We start from the raw sequence: 17,897 nt of genomic DNA, 5'->3' as shown, positions 1-17,897 counted from the left end.
GGGGATTTTGGGCAGGTCACGCAAGGGTTTCTTTTTGGTTGGCATACATGCACCTCTTACTCATGTTATGCCCGAACACAAAATTTCTGACACCCTCGTGTGATTCCCCAATCGGCCTCCCGTTTTTCCCGCGAATTGGCCATTTGCCGCTCACAAACCTGGGCTTAACCTGCAGGTAGATATCCCTCAGGAGAAGCCCCATGCGATTCATCCATCTAGCCGTTGTGCTGTTGACGTCAAGCCTGCTCGCACTACTGTCGCCTGCCTGGGCCCACGGCGAGAAACCCGATCAGGTCAGGATTCTGCAGGAGCAGCTCCCGACCAATGCCCCAGGCAAGAGAGCTGTAATGCTCATGGTCAGCTATGGCCCCGGCCAGGCGTCGCCCGCCCACCAGCATCCGGGAGCGGTCATGGCCTATGTATTGGAAGGAGCGGTGACCTCCAAACTCAACGACGAGCCGGAGAAAACCTACCAGGCCGGCGAGTTCTGGTACGAGGCGCCGGGCACCGTGCACAGCGTGTCGCGCAATGCCAGCAAGCGCGCGCCGGCCAAGCTGCTGGTCTGGAGCCTGGTGGAGGAGGGCAAGCCGGTGACCGAGCCTTTGCCCAAGCCCTGAATCGCAGGCGATAAAAAACCTCCAGTGCTTGCGCATCTGGAGGTTTTCAGTATTTGGCTCCGCGACCTGGACTCGAACCAGGGACCCAATGATTAACAGTCATTTGCTCTACCGACTGAGCTATCGCGGAATCTGCGCGTATCTTACCGATTGCCCGGGGGAAGTCAAGCTTCCCCCAAGACAATCAAGCAGTTACAGCACTTCGACGATGGCCTTGGTGACCACGTGAATGTTGCTCTGGTTCAGGGCGGCGACCGCGATGCGGCCGGTGTCCAGGGCGTAGATGCCGAACTCGTTCTTCAGGCGCGCCACTTGCTCCACGGTCAGGCCCGAGTAGGAGAACATGCCGCACTGGCGACCGACAAAGCTGAAGTCGCGCTTGGCGCCGTATTCGGCCAGCAGCTCGACCATCTGCTTGCGCATGCCGTGGATGCGCTCGCGCATCTCGGCCAGCTCGGTTTCCCACATCTGGCGCAGCTCGGGGCTGTTGAGCACGGCGGCGACGATGCTGGCGCCGTGGGTCGGCGGGTTGGAGTAGGTGGTGCGGATCACGCGCTTGACCTGCGACAGCACGCGGGTGCTTTCGTCTTTCGAGGCAGTGACGATCGACAGCGCGCCGACGCGTTCGCCATACAGCGAGAACGACTTGGAGAACGAGCTGGATACGAAGAACTCCAGGCCCGATTCGGCGAACAGGCGCACGGCGAAGGCGTCTTCGTCGATGCCGGCACCGAAGCCCTGGTAGGCCATGTCCAGGAACGGGATGTGGCCCTTGGCCTTGACCACTTCCAGGACATTCTTCCAGTCGTCCAGCGACAGGTCGACACCGGTTGGGTTGTGGCAGCAGGCGTGCAGGACGATGACCGAGCCGGCTGGCAGTTTGTTCAGGTCCTCGAGCATGCCGGCGCGGTTGACGTCGTGGCTGGCGGCATCGTAGTAACGGTAGGTCTGTACCGGGAAGCCGGCGCTCTCGAACAGGGCGCGGTGGTTTTCCCAGCTCGGGTCGCTGATGGCCACTACGGCGCCCGGCTGCAGGCGTTTGAGGAAATCGGCGCCGATCTTCAGCGCGCCGGTGCCGCCCACGGCCTGCACGGTGACCACGCGGCCGGCGGCCAGCAGCGGCGACTCGGCGCCGAAGATCAGCTTCTGCACGGCCTGGTCGTACTGGGCGATGCCGTCGATCGGCAGGTAGCCGCGGGAAGCGTGCTGGGCGGCACGGGCGGTCTCGGCCTCGATCACCGCGCGCAGCAGCGGGATGCGGCCTTCCTCATTGCAGTAGACGCCCACGCCCAGGTTCACCTTGTCGGTGCGTGGGTCGGCGTTGAATGCTTCGTTGAGGCCCAGGATAGGGTCGCGGGGTGCCAGCTCGACAGCGGAAAACAGGCTCATTGTTACCTTGGCTCTGATAGGAGAGTGATAGGGGTCGCCACGCTCCAGCCGAAGGCACTGAAGCGGTGCGCAAACGGGGAGTCAGTATAGTGATACCGACCGGTCACTGCGACAGTCTGGCGCAGCTTTTCCGGCTGTTTGCGCAAATATTTTTCGACCATTGGTCGAATTGCCCGGTCCATTGACATGAACGTTCACAGGTCGGGCTTGAATGCCGCGCCCAGGGCGCGCATTTGGGTATAGACTACTGGCTAAATTTACAGTTGCCGCGACATCCACGAGGTCCGTCATGTCCGAGTTCCAGCTCGTCACCCGATTCCAGCCGGCCGGCGACCAGCCCGAGGCCATCCGCCAGATGGTCGAGGGCATCGACGCGGGCCTGTCGCACCAGACCCTGCTCGGGGTCACCGGCTCGGGCAAGACCTTCAGCATCGCCAACGTCATCCAGCAGGTGCAGCGCCCGACCATGGTGCTGGCGCCGAACAAGACCCTGGCTGCGCAGTTGTACGGCGAGTTCAAGGCGTTCTTCCCGAACAACGCGGTGGAGTACTTCGTCTCCTACTACGACTACTACCAGCCCGAAGCCTATGTGCCGTCGTCGGACACCTTCATCGAGAAGGACGCGTCGATCAACGATCACATCGAGCAGATGCGCCTGTCGGCGACCAAGGCGCTGCTGGAGCGGCGCGACGCGATTATCGTCACCACCGTCTCGTGCATCTACGGCCTGGGCAGTCCTGAGACCTACCTGAAAATGGTCCTGCACGTCGACCGCGGCGACAAACTCGATCAGCGCGCCCTGCTGCGGCGCCTGGCCGACCTGCAGTACACCCGCAACGAGATGGACTTCGCCCGTGCCACCTTCCGCGTGCGTGGCGACGTGATCGACATCTTCCCGGCCGAATCGGACCTGGAGGCGATCCGCATCGAGCTGTTCGACGACGAGGTGGAGAATATCGCCGCCTTCGACCCGCTGACCGGCGAGGTGATTCGCAAGCTGCCGCGGTTCACCTTCTACCCCAAGAGCCACTACGTGACCCCGCGGGAAACCCTGGTCGAGGCCGTGGACGGGATCAAGGAGGAGCTCAAGGAGCGCCTGGAGTACCTGAATTCGCACAACAAGCTGGTGGAGGCCCAGCGCCTGGAGCAGCGCACCCGCTTCGACCTGGAGATGATCCTCGAGCTGGGCTACTGCAACGGCATCGAGAACTACTCGCGCTACCTCTCCGGACGCCCGGCCGGCGCGCCGCCGCCCACGCTCTACGACTACCTGCCGGATGACGCGCTGCTGGTGATCGACGAATCCCACGTCAGCGTTCCCCAGGTCGGCGCCATGTACAAGGGCGATCGCTCGCGCAAGGAAACCCTGGTGGAGTATGGCTTCCGCCTGCCGTCGGCACTGGACAACCGGCCGATGCGCTTCGACGAATGGGAGGCGGTCAGCCCACAGACCATCTTCGTCTCCGCCACGCCCGGCCCCTACGAGGCCGAGCACGCCGGGCGGGTGGTGGAGCAGGTGGTGCGGCCGACCGGCCTGGTCGATCCGCAGGTCGAGGTGCGCCCGGCGTTGACCCAGGTGGACGACCTGTTGTCGGAGATCGGCAAGCGCGTGGCCGTGGGCGAGCGGGTGCTGGCCACCACGCTGACCAAGCGCATGGCCGAGGACCTCACCGATTACCTGGCCGACCACGATGTGCGGGTGCGCTACCTGCACTCGGATATCGACACCGTCGAGCGGGTCGAGATCATCCGCGACCTGCGCCTGGGCACCTTCGACGTGCTGGTGGGGATCAACCTGCTGCGCGAGGGCCTGGACATGCCCGAGGTGTCGCTGGTGGCGATCCTCGATGCCGACAAGGAGGGCTTCCTGCGTTCCGAGCGCTCGCTGATCCAGACCATCGGTCGTGCCGCGCGCAACCTCAACGGCAAGGCGATCCTCTACGCCGACAACATCACCGGCTCCATGCAGCGGGCCATCGACGAGACCGAGCGGCGTCGGGCCAAGCAGGTGGCGTTCAACGAAGCCAATGGCATCGTGCCCAAGGGCGTGGTCAAGGACATCACCGACATCATGGAAGGCGCCACGGTGCCGGGAGCGCGGAGCAAGAAGCGCAAGGGCATGGCCAAGGTGGCGGAGGAGGCCGAGCGCTACGAGGCCGAGCTGCAGACCCCGGCGCAGATCACCAAGCGCATCAAGCAGCTGGAAGAAAAGATGTTCCAGTTCGCCCGCGATCTGGAGTTCGAGGCCGCCGCGCAGTTGCGCGACGAAATCGGCAAGCTGCGCGAGCGCCTGTTGGCCAGCTAAAGCCCTACGCAATCACTGTAGGAGATTGCCCAGCCCTTCGGGCTACGCTCCCACAGGGATCGCGCTAGCTTTAGCAGTTGAGCAAGACAGTTGCTCCTACAGGTCAAGGCGTGACTCGATCAATGCGCCTCACCCGCCTTCAACCCCTGCGGCAATGTGCGCGTCAGCAGCACCGCCAACATGCTCACCGCCAGCCCGATCCCGACAAAATGAAAGGCATCGTTGTAGGCCATGATCAAGGCCTGCTGGTGGGTAATCTCCGACAGCTTGCCCAGCGCCGCGTTTTCGCTGCCCAGCCGCTCCGCCAACTGCGCCAGACGCTCCGCCACCTGCGGATTGTTCGGCACCACCGCCTCGCGCAGGTAGTCGAAGTATTCCTTGGTCCGCGCATCCAGCAGCGTCGCCAGCAAGGCGATGCCGATGGCGCCGCCCAAGTTGCGCAGGATGTTGAACAGGCTCGACGCCGAGCCCGCGTCCTGGGGCTGGATATAGGCCGTGGCAATCAGTGAGATGGTCACCATGATCATCGGTTGGCCAAGGGCGCGAATCACCTGAATCTGGTTGAACTGCGGCCCGGCGAAGTCCGGGTTGAGCACCCCGGAGCCAAAACTGGCCGCGCCGAACAGGCAAAAACCCAGGGCGCACAGCACCTTGGGCGGGATCACCTTCATCAGCTGCGGCACCAGCGGGATCAGGAACAGCTGTGGCACGCCCATCCACATGATCACCTCGCCGATCTGCAGGGCGTTGTAGCCCTGGATCTGCGCCAGGTACAGCGGCAGCAAGTAGATCGACCCGTACAGGCCGACGCCCATGCCCAGGCTGGCGATGCTCGACAGGCCGAAGTTGCGGTTGCCGAGGATTCGCAGGTTGATCAGCGGGTGCGGGCGGGAGAACTGCAGGATCACGAACAGGATCAGGCTGAGCAGGGCGACGCTGCCCAGGCTGACAATCAGGTTCGACTCCAGCCAGTCCTTGCGATGCCCCTCCTCGAGAAACACCTGCAGACAGCCCAGGCCCAGGCCAAGAGTGACGATGCCGGCGTAGTCGGTGCTCTTGAGCAGTTCCCAGTGCGCTTCCTTCTTCTCCAGCCCGTAGAGCAGGCCGGCGATCATCACCAGCCCCGGCGGGATGTTGATGTAGAAGATGTACTCCCAGCCCCAGTTCTCGGTCAGCCAGCCGCCCAGGGTCGGGCCGATGGAGGGGGCGAAGGTGGCGGTCATGGCGAACATGGCCATGCCCTTGGCGCGGTGGTGTTCGGGCAGCTTGATCAGGGTCAGGGTGAACGCCAGCGGGATCAGCGCGCCACCGGTGAAACCCTGCAGGGCGCGGAACACGATCATGCTCTCGAGGTTCCAGGCCATCGAGCACAGCAGCGACGACACCAGGAAGCCCAGCGACACCCACACCGCCAGGCGCCGGGCCGAGAGCAGTTGCACCAGCCAGGCGGTCAGCGGGATCATGATGATCTCGGCCACCAGGTAGGAGGTGGAGATCCACGAGCCTTCTTCCAGGGTCGCCGACAGCGCGCCCTGGATGTCCTTGAGCGAAGAGTTGGTGATCTGGATGTCCAGCACCGCCATGAAGGCGCCGAGCATCACGCTCATCACCGCGATCCAGTCGCGCCGGGTCGGCTCCGCGGTGGGGCGCAGCGGCGCGTCACCGGCCATCGGTATCCCCATCGCGCAGGTCGACCGTGGCGGTGACCGACATGCCCGGGCGGATGCGCCCATGCAGCGGGTTGTCGGCGGCGAAGGTCAGCTTGACCGGAATGCGCTGCACCACCTTGGTGAAGTTGCCGGTGGCGTTGTCTGGCGGCAACAGGCTGAACTGCGCGCCGGAAGCGGCGAACAGGCTGTTCACGCGGCCTTCGATCGGGGTATCGGGGTAGCTGTCGAACCGCAGTTCGGCGTGCTGCCCGGGGTGCATCCTTCCGATCTGGGTTTCCTTGAAATTGGCCTGTACCCAGATGTCCTCGTCGGGGACGATCGACAACAGGTAGGCGCCGGCCTGCACTACCTGGCCGTTGCGGGCGTTGCGCTGGCCAATGGTGCCGCTGATCGGCGCGTGAATCGCGCAGCGGGTCAGGTTCAGCTCGGCCTGGGCCAGGTCGGCGCGGGCATTGGCGATTTGCGCATCGAGGCGTTTGAGTTCGGCGTTCAGGGCATCGACCTGCTGGCGCTGGCCCTTGAGGTCAGCCTGGGCCTTGTCTACCTGCGAGCGGGCGACATGGCTTTCCGCCGACAAGGTGGTGACCCGCTCTTCGGAGACGAAGCCGGGCTTGCGCAGGGCCTGGGCACGGTTGAGGTCCAACTGCGAGCGGTCGAGGGTGGCCTGGCTGGCGGCCACCTGGGCCTGACCGGCCGCGATCAGGCTGCCTTGCTGGGTCAGGCGGCTACGCGCCTGGGCCAGTTCCGCCTCGCGGGTGGCCAGGGCCGCGCGGGCGCGCTCGACGGCCAGTTCGAAGTCGGCGGTTTCCAGGCGCACCAAAAGGTCGCCCTTGCGCACGTGCTGGTTGTCCTCGACCCGCACCTCTTCGATGCGCGCGCCCAGCTGGCTGGAGATGCGGGTGATCTCGCCTTGGACATAGGCGTTGTCGGTGCTCTCAAAGAAGCGCCCCTTGAAGTACCAGTGGGCCAGGAAGGCGAGGCCGACCAGCAGCACCAGGGAGATGAAGACCAGCAGGCGGCGTTTGAGTGGAGTGGGCATGGGAGGCTGTCGTTGCGAGAATGTAAGCAAATTTAACAGCGCTCGGCAGTCCCCTCACAAGTGACGATCGCGCCATTGCTGGAGCCCGGTACCTGCTCCCTGCTAACATCCCGCCTTTGTTTCTCTTTGTTCGAGACTCTCCATGACCACCGTTCGCACGCGTATCGCGCCATCGCCCACCGGCGACCCCCATGTCGGCACCGCCTACATCGCCCTGTTCAACTACTGCTTCGCCAAGCAGCACGGCGGTGAGTTCATCCTGCGGATCGAAGACACCGACCAGTTGCGCTCCACCCGCGAGTCCGAGCAGCAGATCTTCGACGCCCTGCGCTGGCTCGGCATTGAGTGGAACGAAGGCCCGGACGTGGGCGGCCCGCACGGTCCATACCGGCAGAGCGAGCGTGGCGAGATCTATGCCAAGTACGCCAAGCAACTGGTCGACGCCGGCCACGCCTTCTACTGCTTCTGCACCGCCGAAGAGCTGGAGCAGATGCGTGCCGAGCAGATGGCCCGCGGCGAAACCCCGCGCTACGATGGCCGCGCCCTGCTGCTGAGCGACGAGGAAGTGCAGCGCCGCCTGGCCGCTGGCGAGCCGCATGTGATCCGCATGAAGGTGCCGAGCGAAGGCGTCTGCGTCGTGCCGGACATGCTCCGTGGCGATGTCGAGATTCCGTGGGACCGCATGGACATGCAGGTGCTGATGAAGAACGACGGCCTGCCGACCTACTTCCTGGCCAACGTGGTCGACGACCACCTGATGGGCATCACCCACGTGCTGCGCGGCGAAGAGTGGCTGCCGTCGGCGCCCAAGCTGATCAAGCTGTACGAGTACTTCGGCTGGGAACAGCCCAAGCTGTGCTACATGCCGCTTTTGCGCAACCCCGACAAGAGCAAGCTGTCCAAGCGCAAGAACCCGACCTCGGTGACCTTCTACGAGCGCATGGGCTTCATGCCTGAAGCCATGCTCAACTATCTGGGCCGCATGGGCTGGTCGATGCCGGACGAGCGCGAGAAGTTCTCGCTGGCCGAGATGGTCGAGCACTTCGACCTGTCGCGCATCTCCCTGGGCGGTCCGATCTTCGACATCGAGAAGCTGTCTTGGCTGAACGGCCAGTGGCTGCGTGAGCTGCCGGTGGAAGAGTTCGCCGCGCGCGTGCAGAAGTGGGCGTTCAATAGCGACTACATGATGAAGATCGCCCCGCACGTGCAAGGCCGGGTCGAGACCTTCAGCCAGGTTGCCCCGTTGGGAGGCTTTTTCTTCGAGGGCGCGCTCAAGCTCGACGCCAAGCTGTTCGAGAGCAAGAAGCTGTCGGCCGATCAGGTACGCCAGGTGATGCAGCTGATCCTGTGGAAGCTGGAAAGCCTGCGTCAGTGGGAAAAGGACCGCATCACCGGCTGTATCCAGGCCGTGGTCGAGTCGCTGGAGTTCAAGTTGCGCGATGCCATGCCGCTGATGTTCGCCGCCATCACCGGCCAGGCCAGCTCGGTGTCGGTGCTCGACGCCATGGAAATCCTCGGTCCCGACCTGACTCGCTACCGCCTGCGCCAGGCCATCGACCTGCTCGGTGGCGTGTCGAAGAAGGAAAACAAGGAGTGGGAGAAGCTGCTGGCGAATATCGCCTGATGGCGTACTGAAGGCGGTCGCTGAACCTTGTGGGAGCGGCCTTGCGTCGCGAAAGGACCGCAACGCGGTCCCGCGAAATTAGCTTCCACGCAATAATCGCCGGGGCCGCTGTGCGGCCCTTTCGCGACGCAAGGCCGCTCCCACAGGCATTTCCCTCGCGGCCAAGTAATCGGTAGCAGCAGGGCAGGACGGTAAGTGATTGTTATCTGTGAAAAAAATTTTGAATATTTTCAAAAATTCGTTTGACAGCCCTGCAATCCGATCTTAATATGCGCCCCGTCCACAGCGATGAACGAAAACGAAACGCCAGGCACCCAGCCAGCGCTTCGGTTCAAAGCGACATTGTGGGGCTATAGCTCAGCTGGGAGAGCGCCTGCATGGCATGCAGGAGGTCAGCGGTTCGATCCCGCTTAGCTCCACCAAATTCCGACTGATGGCAAAGGCCGTCAGGCAAGACCGGTTCCAGCAAGCGGGTCTTGAAGGTAAGAAGGTTCGTCCCCTTCGTCTAGTGGCCTAGGACACCGCCCTTTCACGGCGGTAACAGGGGTTCGAGTCCCCTAGGGGACGCCAGTTTCACACAAGCGATGTTTAAAATGTCGCTGGGCCGCGAGGCTAGAAATCCGGGGCTATAGCTCAGCTGGGAGAGCGCCTGCATGGCATGCAGGAGGTCAGCGGTTCGATCCCGCTTAGCTCCACCAATTTTGCCGCGATTCGCGAAAGCGGGTCGGCACGAAGGTTACGTCCCCTTCGTCTAGTGGCCTAGGACACCGCCCTTTCACGGCGGTAACAGGGGTTCGAGTCCCCTAGGGGACGCCACTTTTACCCGCGTTTGCGGGCGTTGAATAGCTCATCATCCAGATCGGTGAGTTATTTGTTTTACTCGGGGCTATAGCTCAGCTGGGAGAGCGCCTGCATGGCATGCAGGAGGTCAGCGGTTCGATCCCGCTTAGCTCCACCAATTTGCCACGATTCGCAGCAGCGAGTCGGCACGAAGGTTAAAGTCCCCTTCGTCTAGTGGCCTAGGACACCGCCCTTTCACGGCGGTAACAGGGGTTCGAGTCCCCTAGGGGACGCCAATTTTTTACCTGCGTTTTGCAGGACTTATAAGGCTCATTCGATTATTGAATGGGCCTTTTGTTTTTTCTGCCTCCCGAAAAATGTCGCTGCGCCGATCAATGGCCGTAGATTCCGCTTGCCAGAAAATATTATGAATATAATATGATGACCATAATGTTTTGAGGTGAGCCATGAGCGACAAGAAGAGCAAGACCCGCGAACGCATCCTCGATGCCGCCCGCAGCGCGCTGGTGCAACAGGGGCCGGCCGAGCCGAGCGTCAGCCAGGTCATGGGCGCCGCGGGGCTGACGGTCGGCGGCTTCTATGCCCACTTCGACAGCAAGGACGAGCTCATGCTCGAGGCGTTCAGCCAGTTGCTCGGCGAGCGCCGCGCCTTGCTCGCCCAGCTCGATCCCGCCCTTGACGGCGCCGAGCGCCGGGCCCTTGTGGCGGCTTTCTACCTGTCGCGCAAGCACCGTGATTCCGAGGTGCAGGCGTGCCCGATTCCCAATGCACTGAGCGAGATGCAACGCCTGCCGGAGGCGTTTCGCAACGTGTTGGCCGAACACATCGAGTTGATGACCGCACAGATGGTCGATCGACCCGAAGACATCGACAAGGCGCTCGCCGATTTCGCCCTGATGGTGGGTGGCCTGGCCGTGGCCCGTGCCCTGGGCGATGGCGAACTGTCCGACCGTATCCTGCGCGCCGCCAAGTCGGCGGTGATCTGAGCAACCTGACCCTGGAGCAAGGCGATGACTACCCTGAGCTGGATTCGTGGCGTCAATGGCACTCTCGGCCACCTGGTCCCCGAGCATGTCGCCGGCAAGATGCGCCGTGCCTTCATGACGCCGCGCGCCTTGCCGCCCAAACCCTGGGAGCTGCCGCTGCTGGCCCGCGCCGAGCGCATCACCCTGCGTTTCGGGCTGTCGGCGCTGCGCTGGGGGCAGGGGCCGACGGTGTTGCTGATGCATGGCTGGGAAGGGCGCCCTACCCAGTTCGCGGCGTTGATCGAGCGGCTGGTCGACAGCGGCCACACCGTGGTGTCGCTGGAAGGGCCGGCCCATGGGCGCTCGCCCGGCGAGCAGGCGCATGTGGTGGCGTTCGCTCGCGCTTTGCTGGAGGCCGCCGCCGAGCTGCCGCCGTTGCGGGCGGTGATTGGCCACTCCATGGGCGGCGCCAGCCTGTTGCTGGCCCTGCAATGGGGGCTGCGCACCGATGCGGCAGTCAGCATCGCCGCGCCGGCACGCCTGCTTGGCGTGCTGCGTGGCTTCGCCCGGCGTCTTGGCCTGCCGGCCCGGGCCAGGGCCGCATTCATCCGTCAGGTGGAGCGGGATGTCGGCGTGCAGGTGGCGCGCCTGGATGTCAGTGGCTATCAGCTGGATGTGCCGGGCCTGGTGGTGCATGCCGAGGACGATCCGGTGGTGCCGGCCGGCGAGGCGCCGGTAATTCACCAAGCCTGGTTCGACAGCCGCTTGCTGCTGCTGGAAGAGGGCGGCCATCAGCGGGTGTTGGCCGACCCGCGCCTGGGCGAGGCGGTGATGGAGCTGCTGGCGCGCTCCAGCCAACGCGCGCGGCAAAGCGCCTGAGCATCCGTTACACTCTGCCCGGTCACTGAACACCGGGAGCGGGCATGAGCTGGGATCTGGCAGCACCATTCATCATCGACCTACGCGTCGGCAGCGAGGACATCGACGGCCTCGGTCACGCCAACAACGCCGTCTATGTCACCTGGCTTGAGCGCTGTGCCTGGCGCCATTCCCAGCGCCTGGGGCTGGACCTGGCCGAGTATCGCCGGCTGGACCGGGCGATGGCGGTGGTCCGCCATGAAATCGACTACCTCGCCGCCGCCTATGAGGACGACGAGCTGCAGCTGGCCACCTGGATCGTCGACTGGGACCAGCGCCTGCGCATGACCCGGCGCTTCCAGCTCAAGCGCCCGAGTGACGGCGTCACCTTGCTGCGGGCGCAGACCACCTTCGCCTGCATCGAGCTGTCCAGCGGCAAGCCCAAGCGCATGCCGGCGCAATTCCTCGATGGTTACGGTCCGGCGCTGACCGGCCGCTGAAGCGCGGCGTTTTTTTGCTAGACTGCCGCCTTTTGCGTGGCGAGACCCTGAAATGCAAATTGCCCTGGCCCCGATGGAGGGGCTGGTCGACAACATCCTGCGCGACGTCCTGACCCGGGTGGGCGGCATCGATTGGTGCGTCACCGAGTTCATCCGCGTCTGCGACCGCCTGCTGCCGGCGTCGTCGTTCGACAAGCTGGCGCCGGAGCTGCGCCAGGGCGCGCGCACCGCCGCCGGCGTGCCGATGCGCGTGCAATTGCTCGGCTCGGATCCGGTGTGCCTGGCTGAAAATGCGGCCCTGGCCTGCGAGCTGGGCGCGCCGGTCATCGACCTGAACTTCGGCTGCCCGGCCAAGACCGTCAACAAGTCTCGGGGCGGGGCGGTGCTGCTCAAGGAGCCCGAGCTGCTGCATGCCATTGTCCGCGAGGTGCGGCGCGCGGTGCCGGCGCATATCCCGGTGACCTCGAAGATGCGCCTGGGCTACGACAGCCCCGACGGCGCGCTGGACTGCGCCAGGGCGCTGGCCGAAGGCGGCTCGGCGCACCTGGTGGTGCATGCGCGGACCAAGGTCGAGGGCTACAAGCCGCCGGCCCATTGGGAGTGGGTGGCGCGGGTGCAGGATGTGGTCGCGGTGCCGGTGTTCGCCAATGGCGAGATCTGGACGGTCGACGACTGGCGGCGCTGCCGCGAAGTCAGCGGTGCCAAGGACATCATGCTGGGGCGCGGGCTGGTGTCGCGCCCGGACCTGGCGCTGCAGATCGCCGCGGCCCGCGATGGCGTCGAGTACCAGCCGATGAGCTGGGATGAGTTGCTGCCACTGCTGCGCGAGTTCTGGCGCCAGGCCCAGGACAAGCTGTCGCCGCGCTACGCGCCGGGGCGAATGAAGCAGTGGCTGGCGATGTTGACCCGTGGCTATCCCGAGGCGGTGGCGCTGTTCGCTGAGTTGCGTCGAGAGGATGACTGCCAGCGGATCAGTGAGTTGCTGGGCGTGAAGATGCGCGCCGTTGAGGCTTGTGTCGCCTGAGTCGGCGCTTTCGCGGGGCAAGCCCGCTCCCACGAAACCATACCCAGTCGAAAATTTTTTCATGCCAGCCCTTGAAAGCCTTTTGCCAGGACCTATCTCTTGAGTACGCGATGCCGAAGTCGGGTCGCGTAGTGACTTTACTTGCTGAATCTCAGGAGTTAATGACCATGACTACCGCTTTCTCTCTTGCACCGCTTTTCCGCAACTCCGTCGGTTTCGACCGTTTCAACGACCTGTTCGAAGCCGCCGCCCGTAACGAGGCCGGTAGCAGCTACCCGCCCTACAACGTGGAAAAGCATGGCGATGACCACTATCGCATCGTGGTCGCCGCGGCCGGCTTCCAGGAACAGGACCTCGACCTGCAAGTCGAAAAAGGCGTCCTGACCGTGACCGGCGGCAAGCGCGACAACGCCAGCGAAGGCGTCACCTTCCTGCACCAGGGCATTGCCCAGCGCGCCTTCAAGCTGTCGTTCCGCCTGGCCGACCATATCGAGGTCAAGGGCGCGGGCCTGGCCAACGGCCTGCTCAGCATCGAACTGCTGCGCATTGTGCCGGAAGAAGCCAAGGCCAAGCGCATCCCGATCAACGGCGAAAAGCCGGCGCTGAACTGAGTTCGGCGGGATGAAAGAAAGGGCACCTTCGGGTGCCCTTTCTGCTTTGTGCCGGGGATGAATGCCCTTTGACTGGCGTGGGAGCGGGCTTGTCCCGCGATTGCAATGCTGGGTCTCATACCGCAATCGCGGGGCAAGCCCGCTCCCACGCCATGCGTGAACTGTTACCAGGCCAGTTCAGTAATCCGCCGGCGCCTCCAGCAGCATCTGACGGAACTCCGGCAACGGCAGCGGTCGGCTGTGCAGATAGCCCTGGTAAAGGTGGCAACCCAGCCGCTCAAGGAACTCCAGCTGCTCGGTCAGCTCCACGCCTTCGGCAATCACCGCCAGTTCCAGGCTGCGTGCCATGGCGACGATGGCGCGGACGATCTCGGCGTCGTTGGGGTCGACCGGCGCGTCGCGCACGAAGGTCTGGTCGATCTTCAGCGCGTCCACCGGCAGGCGCTTGAGGTAGGTGAGCGAGGAATACCCCGTGCCGAAGTCGTCCATGGCGAAGCTCACGCCGTAGCCCTTGAGTTCGCGCATCTTGCTGATGGTGTCCTCCAGGTTTTGGATGACGATGCCTTCGGTGATCTCCAGCGTCAGCATGCGCCGCGGCAGGCGGTAGTCGTCGAGGCTGCGCAGGACCCGCTCGACGAAGTCGTTCTGGCGGAACTGCCGCGGGCTGATGTTGACACACAGGCTGAAGTCGTCGGCGTCGATCAGGCCGTCCGCGAGCATGTGCGAGCAGGCATCGCAGGCCTCGTCGAGGATCCAGCTGCCGACTTCGAGGATCAGGCCGCTTTCCTCCAGCACCTGGATGAACTGCGCCGGCGGTTGCTGGCCCAACTGCGGATGGTGCCAGCGCAGCAGCACCTCGGCGCCGACGATGCGGTTGTCGCGGGCATCGACCTGGGGCTGGAAGTGCAGGGCCAGTTCACCCCGGGCCAGCGCCAGGCGTAGGTCGCTTTCCATGCGCAGGCGCTCGCTGGCGGCCTTCTGCATGGTGGTGTGGAACAGCTGGGTGGCGTTGCGTCCTGAGTCCTTGGCCCGATACAGGGCAATGTCGGCGCGTTTGAGCAGATCGGCGGGGGTGGTGCCATGGTCGGGGATCAGGGCCACGCCGATGCTCGGCGTCACCTGCAGGCGCTGCCCGTCCAGCGACATTGGCTCGGCCAGCAGCTCACGCAAGGTGTCGGCCAGTTCGCGAACCCGGCTTTCCACCACCTCGCGGCTGCCCTCCAGGCCGCTGAGCAGTACCACGAACTCGTCGCCGCCCAGGCGCGCCACGGTGTCCTCCAGGCGCACGCTGGCCTCGAGGCGGGCGGTGATTATCTTCAGTACCGTGTCGCCTACCGGATGGCCGAGGGAGTCGTTGATGTGCTTGAAGTGATCGAGGTCGAGGAACAGCAGCGCGCCGCGCAGGTTGTGGCGCTTGAGCAGCGCGATCTGCTGGCTCAGGCGGTCCATCAGCAGGGCGCGGTTGGGCAGGTTGGTCAGCGGGTCGTGGTAGGCCAGGTGGCGGATTTGCGCCTGGGCATTCTTCAGCAGGCTGACATCGCGGGCGGTGAGCAGCAGGCAGTCGGTTTCGTTGAGGCTGATCGGCTCCACCGAGACCTCCACCGTGAGGATGTCGCCACGTTTGTTGCGCCCGAGCATCTCGCGGTGATGCACCCGGCCGCGCTCGCGCAGCTCGTTGAGCAGGGCGGCACGCTGTTTTTCATCGGCCCAGATGCCGATTTCGTAGACCGTGCGACCCACCACTTCCTCGGGGCTGTAGCCGGTCAGCCGGCTGAAGCCGTCGTTGACCTCCACGTAGCGCCCGCTCTGGCGTTCGGTGATGGTGATGGCGTCGGGGCTGGAGTGGAATGCCTTGGCGAATTTTTCTTCGCTGGACTTGAGCGCCGCCTCGGCGCGTTGCTGCTGGGTGATGTCGCGCAGCGTGGTGACGCTGCAGGGCTGGCTGTCGACACTGATCAGGCGGCTCGAGATCACGCAGGTCAGCGGCGTGCCGTTGCGGTGGTTGACCACCACCGCCACATTGCTCAGGGCCTGGTCGCGGATCACCCGCTCGATGCGCTGGGCGCGTTCGGCCGATTCGGCCCACAGGCCGATCTCCTCGGCGGTCTGGCCGAGGATCTGCTCCGGGTTCCAGCCGAAGGTCTGGCTGAAGGCTGGGTTGATCTCGATGAACTGGCCGGTGTCCTGGCGGGTCACGCAGATCGGGTCGGGGCTGACCTGGAACAGGCTGGCGAATTTTTCTTCCGAGGCGCTCAGGCGCTGTTCGCGTTCGACCTGATCGGTGATGTCGAGCAGGGTACCGGCCATGCGCAGGGGATTGCCGTGGTCGTCGCGGTACAGTCGGGCGCGGCTTTCGATATAGCGCGAGGCGCCGTTGTCCAGCTGCACGCGGTAGGTGATCTGGTAGTTGCCTGCCGGCCCCTCACGCAGGCTGCGATAGGCCTGGCGCATGGCGCTGCGCTCGTGCTCGGGCACGCCTTCGAAGAAGGCCTCGAACGATTCGTGGAAAGGTACCGGGTCCAGCCCGTGCAGCTGGGCGGCGCGGGCCGAGCCATAGAGCATGCCGCTGGGGATGTGCCAATCCCAGGTGCCGAGCTGGGCCGAGTCCAGGGCCAGGTCGAGGCGCTCCTGGCTGTCCTTGAGCGCCTGCTCGGCGCGTTTGCGCTCGGTGGTATCGACGAAGGTGCTGATCAGGTAGGTGACGCCTTCGAGTTCGATGCCCTGGGTGCAGAGGATGCCGTCGTGGATCTTGCCGCTGGTGGCGCGGAACTGCACCTCCAAGGTCAATGGGCCGCTGCCGGCGCGGGTGGCGTCCATCACCAGGTGGCGCTGCTCGGGATTGACCCACAAACCCAGCTCCAGGCTGGTCTTGCCGACCACCTGGGCGCCCGGCCAGCCGAACATGTGCTCGAAATGCTGGTTGACCTCGATGATCATGCCGTCGTGGCGGCGGGTCAGGAGGATGGCGTTGGGGCTGAGGTGGAACAGGGTGGCGAAGCGCTTTTCCGAGTTGATCAGCGCGGATTCCCGCTCGCGCTGGCGGGTGATCTCGCGAATGACCCCGATCATCTGTGGCCGGCCGTGGGGATCGTGGGTCAGGCTGCCGTTGATCTCCAGCCAGTGCACGCTGCCATCGGGCCAGCGGATGCGGTGGCGCATGGCCTGTTCCACTGGCTCGCCGTTGACCACGGCCTGGAATGCCTGGCGGGTGCGGGCGCGGTCTTCCTCGGGAAGCAAGTCCAGGTAGTCGACGTCGTTGGGTAGCGGGCGCTGCGGATCGAAGCCGAACAGTGCCTGGGTGCCCCGTGACCAGCTCACCCGGCCACTTTCGATGTCCCACAGCCAGGCGCCCAGGCGTGCGCCGTTGAGCGCGGCCAGCAGCTGGGGAGCGTTCTGCCAGGCCAGCTCCGATTCCTGGGGATCGGCCGCAGGGATGCGTGGCAGGCGCGGAAAGCGGTTTGCTGATTTGGGCATCGGTACCAGACCTTTGGCGGAAAACGCGTCCTTGTGGATGTCATGCCGTACTGACGAGCGGTCAGGCGGACCCTGCATGGCTGTCGAGCAGGGCCATGAAAGCCCTGGCCGCGTTCGACAGCGTGCGTTCGGTATGCAGTATGTAGCCTAGCTGGCGTGACAGCTGTATGCCGGGCAGGGCGATGGGCGCCACCTGTTCATCGAGCATAGTACGTGGCAGCACGCTCCACGCCAGGCCGATCGACACCATCATCTTGATGGTTTCCAGGTAGTTGGTACTCATGGCGATGTTCGGGACCAGGCCCTGGCTTTCGAACAGGCGCTGGACGATATGGTGGGTGAAGGTGTTGCCGCCGGGGAACACCGCCGGGTGGCGTGCCACGTCGGCCAGGCTGACCGCGCCGTTGCTGGCCAGCGGGTGCTCGGGCGAGGCGACGAAGTCCAGGGCGTCGTCCCACACCGGCACAGCCCGCACTAAATGATGTGGCTCGGGCGCCAGGGTGATCACCGCAATCTCGGCGCGACCGTGCAGCACCTCGTCGTAGGCCGCCTCCGAGTCGAGGAACTGGATATCCAGGGCCACCGCCGGGTACTGGCGGGTAAAGGCGCGCAGCAGTGGCGGCAGGCGGTGCAGGCCGATGTGATGGCTGGTGGCCAGCGTCAGGCGACCGCTCACCGCCCCAGTGAGGTTGGTCAGGGCGCGGCGGGTATCATCGAGTACGTTGAGGATCTGGTAGGCGCGGGGCAGCAGGGCGCGACCGGCCTCGGTGAGGGTGACCTCGCGGCCCAGGCGGTCGAACAGGCGCACGTCCAGTTGCTGCTCGAGGCCGGCTATGCGCTTGCTGATGGCCGGCTGGGTCAGGTGCAGGCGTTCGCCCGCCCCGGAAAAACTACCGGTTTCGGCGATGGCGATGAAAGCGCTGAGGTTGGCCAGGTCCATCTATTTGAATTCCTGATAGTTATGCAAAGTATAAAAATTATGAATTTGAGTTATTCAATCTATCGCCATAGCATCGTCCG

Annotated in this window: 13 protein-coding genes and 7 tRNA genes; 14 read left to right on the top strand and 6 right to left on the bottom strand. The window is 64.5% G+C overall.

Features of this window, described 5'->3' with window-relative positions:
* Positions 1-200 precede the first annotated feature (200 nt).
* Positions 201-617, top strand: coding sequence for a cupin domain-containing protein (locus AC25MA_RS22180; RefSeq protein WP_028690418.1), 417 nt, complete (start codon positions 201-203; stop codon positions 615-617).
* 54 nt (positions 618-671) lie between these two features.
* On the opposite strand, the gene AC25MA_RS22175 is transcribed toward AC25MA_RS22180, so the two are convergent.
* Together AC25MA_RS22175 and AC25MA_RS22170 are read right to left on the bottom strand one after the other, a co-directional pair.
* Positions 672-747 (bottom strand) — tRNA-Asn (locus AC25MA_RS22175).
* 62 nt (positions 748-809) lie between these two features.
* Complete coding sequence (locus AC25MA_RS22170; protein WP_028690419.1) at positions 810-2,006, bottom strand: amino acid aminotransferase; 1,197 nt, start codon at positions 2,004-2,006, stop codon at positions 810-812.
* A gap of 289 nt (positions 2,007-2,295) precedes the next feature.
* Here AC25MA_RS22170 and uvrB point away from each other — a divergent pair, with 289 nt between their 5' ends.
* Positions 2,296-4,311: an excinuclease ABC subunit UvrB gene (gene uvrB, locus AC25MA_RS22165; protein WP_486972383.1), complete on the top strand. Its 2,016-nt coding sequence runs from the start codon at positions 2,296-2,298 to the stop codon at positions 4,309-4,311.
* 119 nt (positions 4,312-4,430) lie between these two features.
* On the opposite strand, the gene AC25MA_RS22160 is transcribed toward uvrB, so the two are convergent.
* The gene (locus AC25MA_RS22160) at positions 4,431-5,981 is read right to left on the bottom strand and encodes an MDR family MFS transporter (RefSeq protein ID WP_069017539.1); all 1,551 of its coding nucleotides are present in this window, start codon (positions 5,979-5,981) and stop codon (positions 4,431-4,433) included.
* The gene (locus tag AC25MA_RS22155; protein ID WP_463402476.1) at positions 5,971-7,020 is read right to left on the bottom strand and encodes an HlyD family secretion protein; all 1,050 of its coding nucleotides are present in this window, start codon (positions 7,018-7,020) and stop codon (positions 5,971-5,973) included. The genes AC25MA_RS22160 and AC25MA_RS22155 overlap by 11 nt, the downstream gene beginning before the upstream one ends.
* A 142-nt stretch (positions 7,021-7,162) precedes the next feature.
* Here AC25MA_RS22155 and gltX point away from each other — a divergent pair, with 142 nt between their 5' ends.
* From gltX to AC25MA_RS22095, 12 genes are all read left to right on the top strand, one after another.
* Entirely contained in the window at positions 7,163-8,644 is a 1,482-nt protein-coding gene (gene gltX, locus AC25MA_RS22150) for a glutamate--tRNA ligase (RefSeq protein ID WP_028690423.1), read from the top strand.
* Positions 8,645-8,990: 346 nt separating this feature from the next.
* A tRNA-Ala gene (locus AC25MA_RS22145) sits at positions 8,991-9,066 on the top strand.
* Between the two features lie 72 nt (positions 9,067-9,138).
* Positions 9,139-9,214: transfer RNA gene (locus AC25MA_RS22140), tRNA-Glu, on the top strand.
* 52 nt (positions 9,215-9,266) lie between these two features.
* Positions 9,267-9,342, top strand: a tRNA-Ala gene (locus AC25MA_RS22135).
* A gap of 42 nt (positions 9,343-9,384) precedes the next feature.
* A tRNA-Glu gene (locus AC25MA_RS22130) sits at positions 9,385-9,460 on the top strand.
* A gap of 66 nt (positions 9,461-9,526) precedes the next feature.
* Positions 9,527-9,602 (top strand) — tRNA-Ala (locus AC25MA_RS22125).
* 42 nt (positions 9,603-9,644) lie between these two features.
* Positions 9,645-9,720, top strand: a tRNA-Glu gene (locus AC25MA_RS22120).
* Between the two features lie 171 nt (positions 9,721-9,891).
* The gene (locus tag AC25MA_RS22115) at positions 9,892-10,431 is read left to right on the top strand and encodes a TetR/AcrR family transcriptional regulator (RefSeq protein ID WP_028690424.1); all 540 of its coding nucleotides are present in this window, start codon (positions 9,892-9,894) and stop codon (positions 10,429-10,431) included.
* Between the two features lie 24 nt (positions 10,432-10,455).
* Positions 10,456-11,289, top strand: a complete 834-nt coding sequence (locus AC25MA_RS22110) for an alpha/beta fold hydrolase (protein WP_028690425.1) — start codon at positions 10,456-10,458, stop codon at positions 11,287-11,289.
* A gap of 44 nt (positions 11,290-11,333) precedes the next feature.
* Positions 11,334-11,768, top strand: a complete 435-nt coding sequence (locus AC25MA_RS22105) for an acyl-CoA thioesterase (protein WP_028690426.1) — start codon at positions 11,334-11,336, stop codon at positions 11,766-11,768.
* Between the two features lie 52 nt (positions 11,769-11,820).
* Positions 11,821-12,792, top strand: a complete 972-nt coding sequence (locus AC25MA_RS22100; protein WP_028690427.1) for a tRNA dihydrouridine synthase — start codon at positions 11,821-11,823, stop codon at positions 12,790-12,792.
* A 167-nt stretch (positions 12,793-12,959) separates the two neighbouring features.
* Positions 12,960-13,403: an Hsp20 family protein gene (locus tag AC25MA_RS22095; RefSeq protein ID WP_028690428.1), complete on the top strand. Its 444-nt coding sequence runs from the start codon at positions 12,960-12,962 to the stop codon at positions 13,401-13,403.
* Between the two features lie 177 nt (positions 13,404-13,580).
* Here AC25MA_RS22095 and AC25MA_RS22090 read toward each other — a convergent pair whose 3' ends face one another.
* Both AC25MA_RS22090 and AC25MA_RS22085 read right to left on the bottom strand, forming a co-directional pair.
* Entirely contained in the window at positions 13,581-16,877 is a 3,297-nt protein-coding gene (locus AC25MA_RS22090; protein ID WP_028690429.1) for a PAS domain S-box protein, read from the bottom strand.
* A 61-nt stretch (positions 16,878-16,938) separates the two neighbouring features.
* On the bottom strand, positions 16,939-17,817 hold the full coding sequence (locus tag AC25MA_RS22085; protein ID WP_028690430.1) for a LysR family transcriptional regulator: 879 nt from the start codon (positions 17,815-17,817) through the stop codon (positions 16,939-16,941).
* Between the last annotated feature and the right edge of the window lie 80 nt (positions 17,818-17,897).

The organism is Pseudomonas sp. P65(2024) (assembly GCF_057480955.1).
The sequence above is the reverse complement of the archived record's forward strand: the minus strand, read 5'-3'. Positions and strand labels throughout refer to the sequence as shown.

Excerpts from the sequence above, each read along its gene's own strand:
- AC25MA_RS22160 (WP_069017539.1), bottom strand. The coding sequence starts at position 5,981 with ATGGCCGGTGACGCGCCGCTGCGCCCCACCGCGGAGCCGACCCGGCGC.
- uvrB (WP_486972383.1), top strand. The coding sequence starts at position 2,296 with ATGTCCGAGTTCCAGCTCGTCACCCGATTCCAGCCGGCCGGCGACCAG.
- AC25MA_RS22095 (WP_028690428.1), top strand. The coding sequence starts at position 12,960 with ATGACTACCGCTTTCTCTCTTGCACCGCTTTTCCGCAACTCCGTCGGT.
- AC25MA_RS22115 (WP_028690424.1), top strand. The coding sequence starts at position 9,892 with ATGAGCGACAAGAAGAGCAAGACCCGCGAACGCATCCTCGATGCCGCC.
- AC25MA_RS22105 (WP_028690426.1), top strand. The coding sequence starts at position 11,334 with ATGAGCTGGGATCTGGCAGCACCATTCATCATCGACCTACGCGTCGGC.
- gltX (WP_028690423.1), top strand. The coding sequence starts at position 7,163 with ATGACCACCGTTCGCACGCGTATCGCGCCATCGCCCACCGGCGACCCC.
- AC25MA_RS22170 (WP_028690419.1), bottom strand. The coding sequence starts at position 2,006 with ATGAGCCTGTTTTCCGCTGTCGAGCTGGCACCCCGCGACCCTATCCTG.
- AC25MA_RS22155 (WP_463402476.1), bottom strand. The coding sequence starts at position 7,020 with ATGCCCACTCCACTCAAACGCCGCCTGCTGGTCTTCATCTCCCTGGTG.
- AC25MA_RS22180 (WP_028690418.1), top strand. The coding sequence starts at position 201 with ATGCGATTCATCCATCTAGCCGTTGTGCTGTTGACGTCAAGCCTGCTC.
- AC25MA_RS22100 (WP_028690427.1), top strand. The coding sequence starts at position 11,821 with ATGCAAATTGCCCTGGCCCCGATGGAGGGGCTGGTCGACAACATCCTG.
- AC25MA_RS22085 (WP_028690430.1), bottom strand. The coding sequence starts at position 17,817 with ATGGACCTGGCCAACCTCAGCGCTTTCATCGCCATCGCCGAAACCGGT.
- AC25MA_RS22090 (WP_028690429.1), bottom strand. The coding sequence starts at position 16,877 with ATGCCCAAATCAGCAAACCGCTTTCCGCGCCTGCCACGCATCCCTGCG.
- AC25MA_RS22110 (WP_028690425.1), top strand. The coding sequence starts at position 10,456 with ATGACTACCCTGAGCTGGATTCGTGGCGTCAATGGCACTCTCGGCCAC.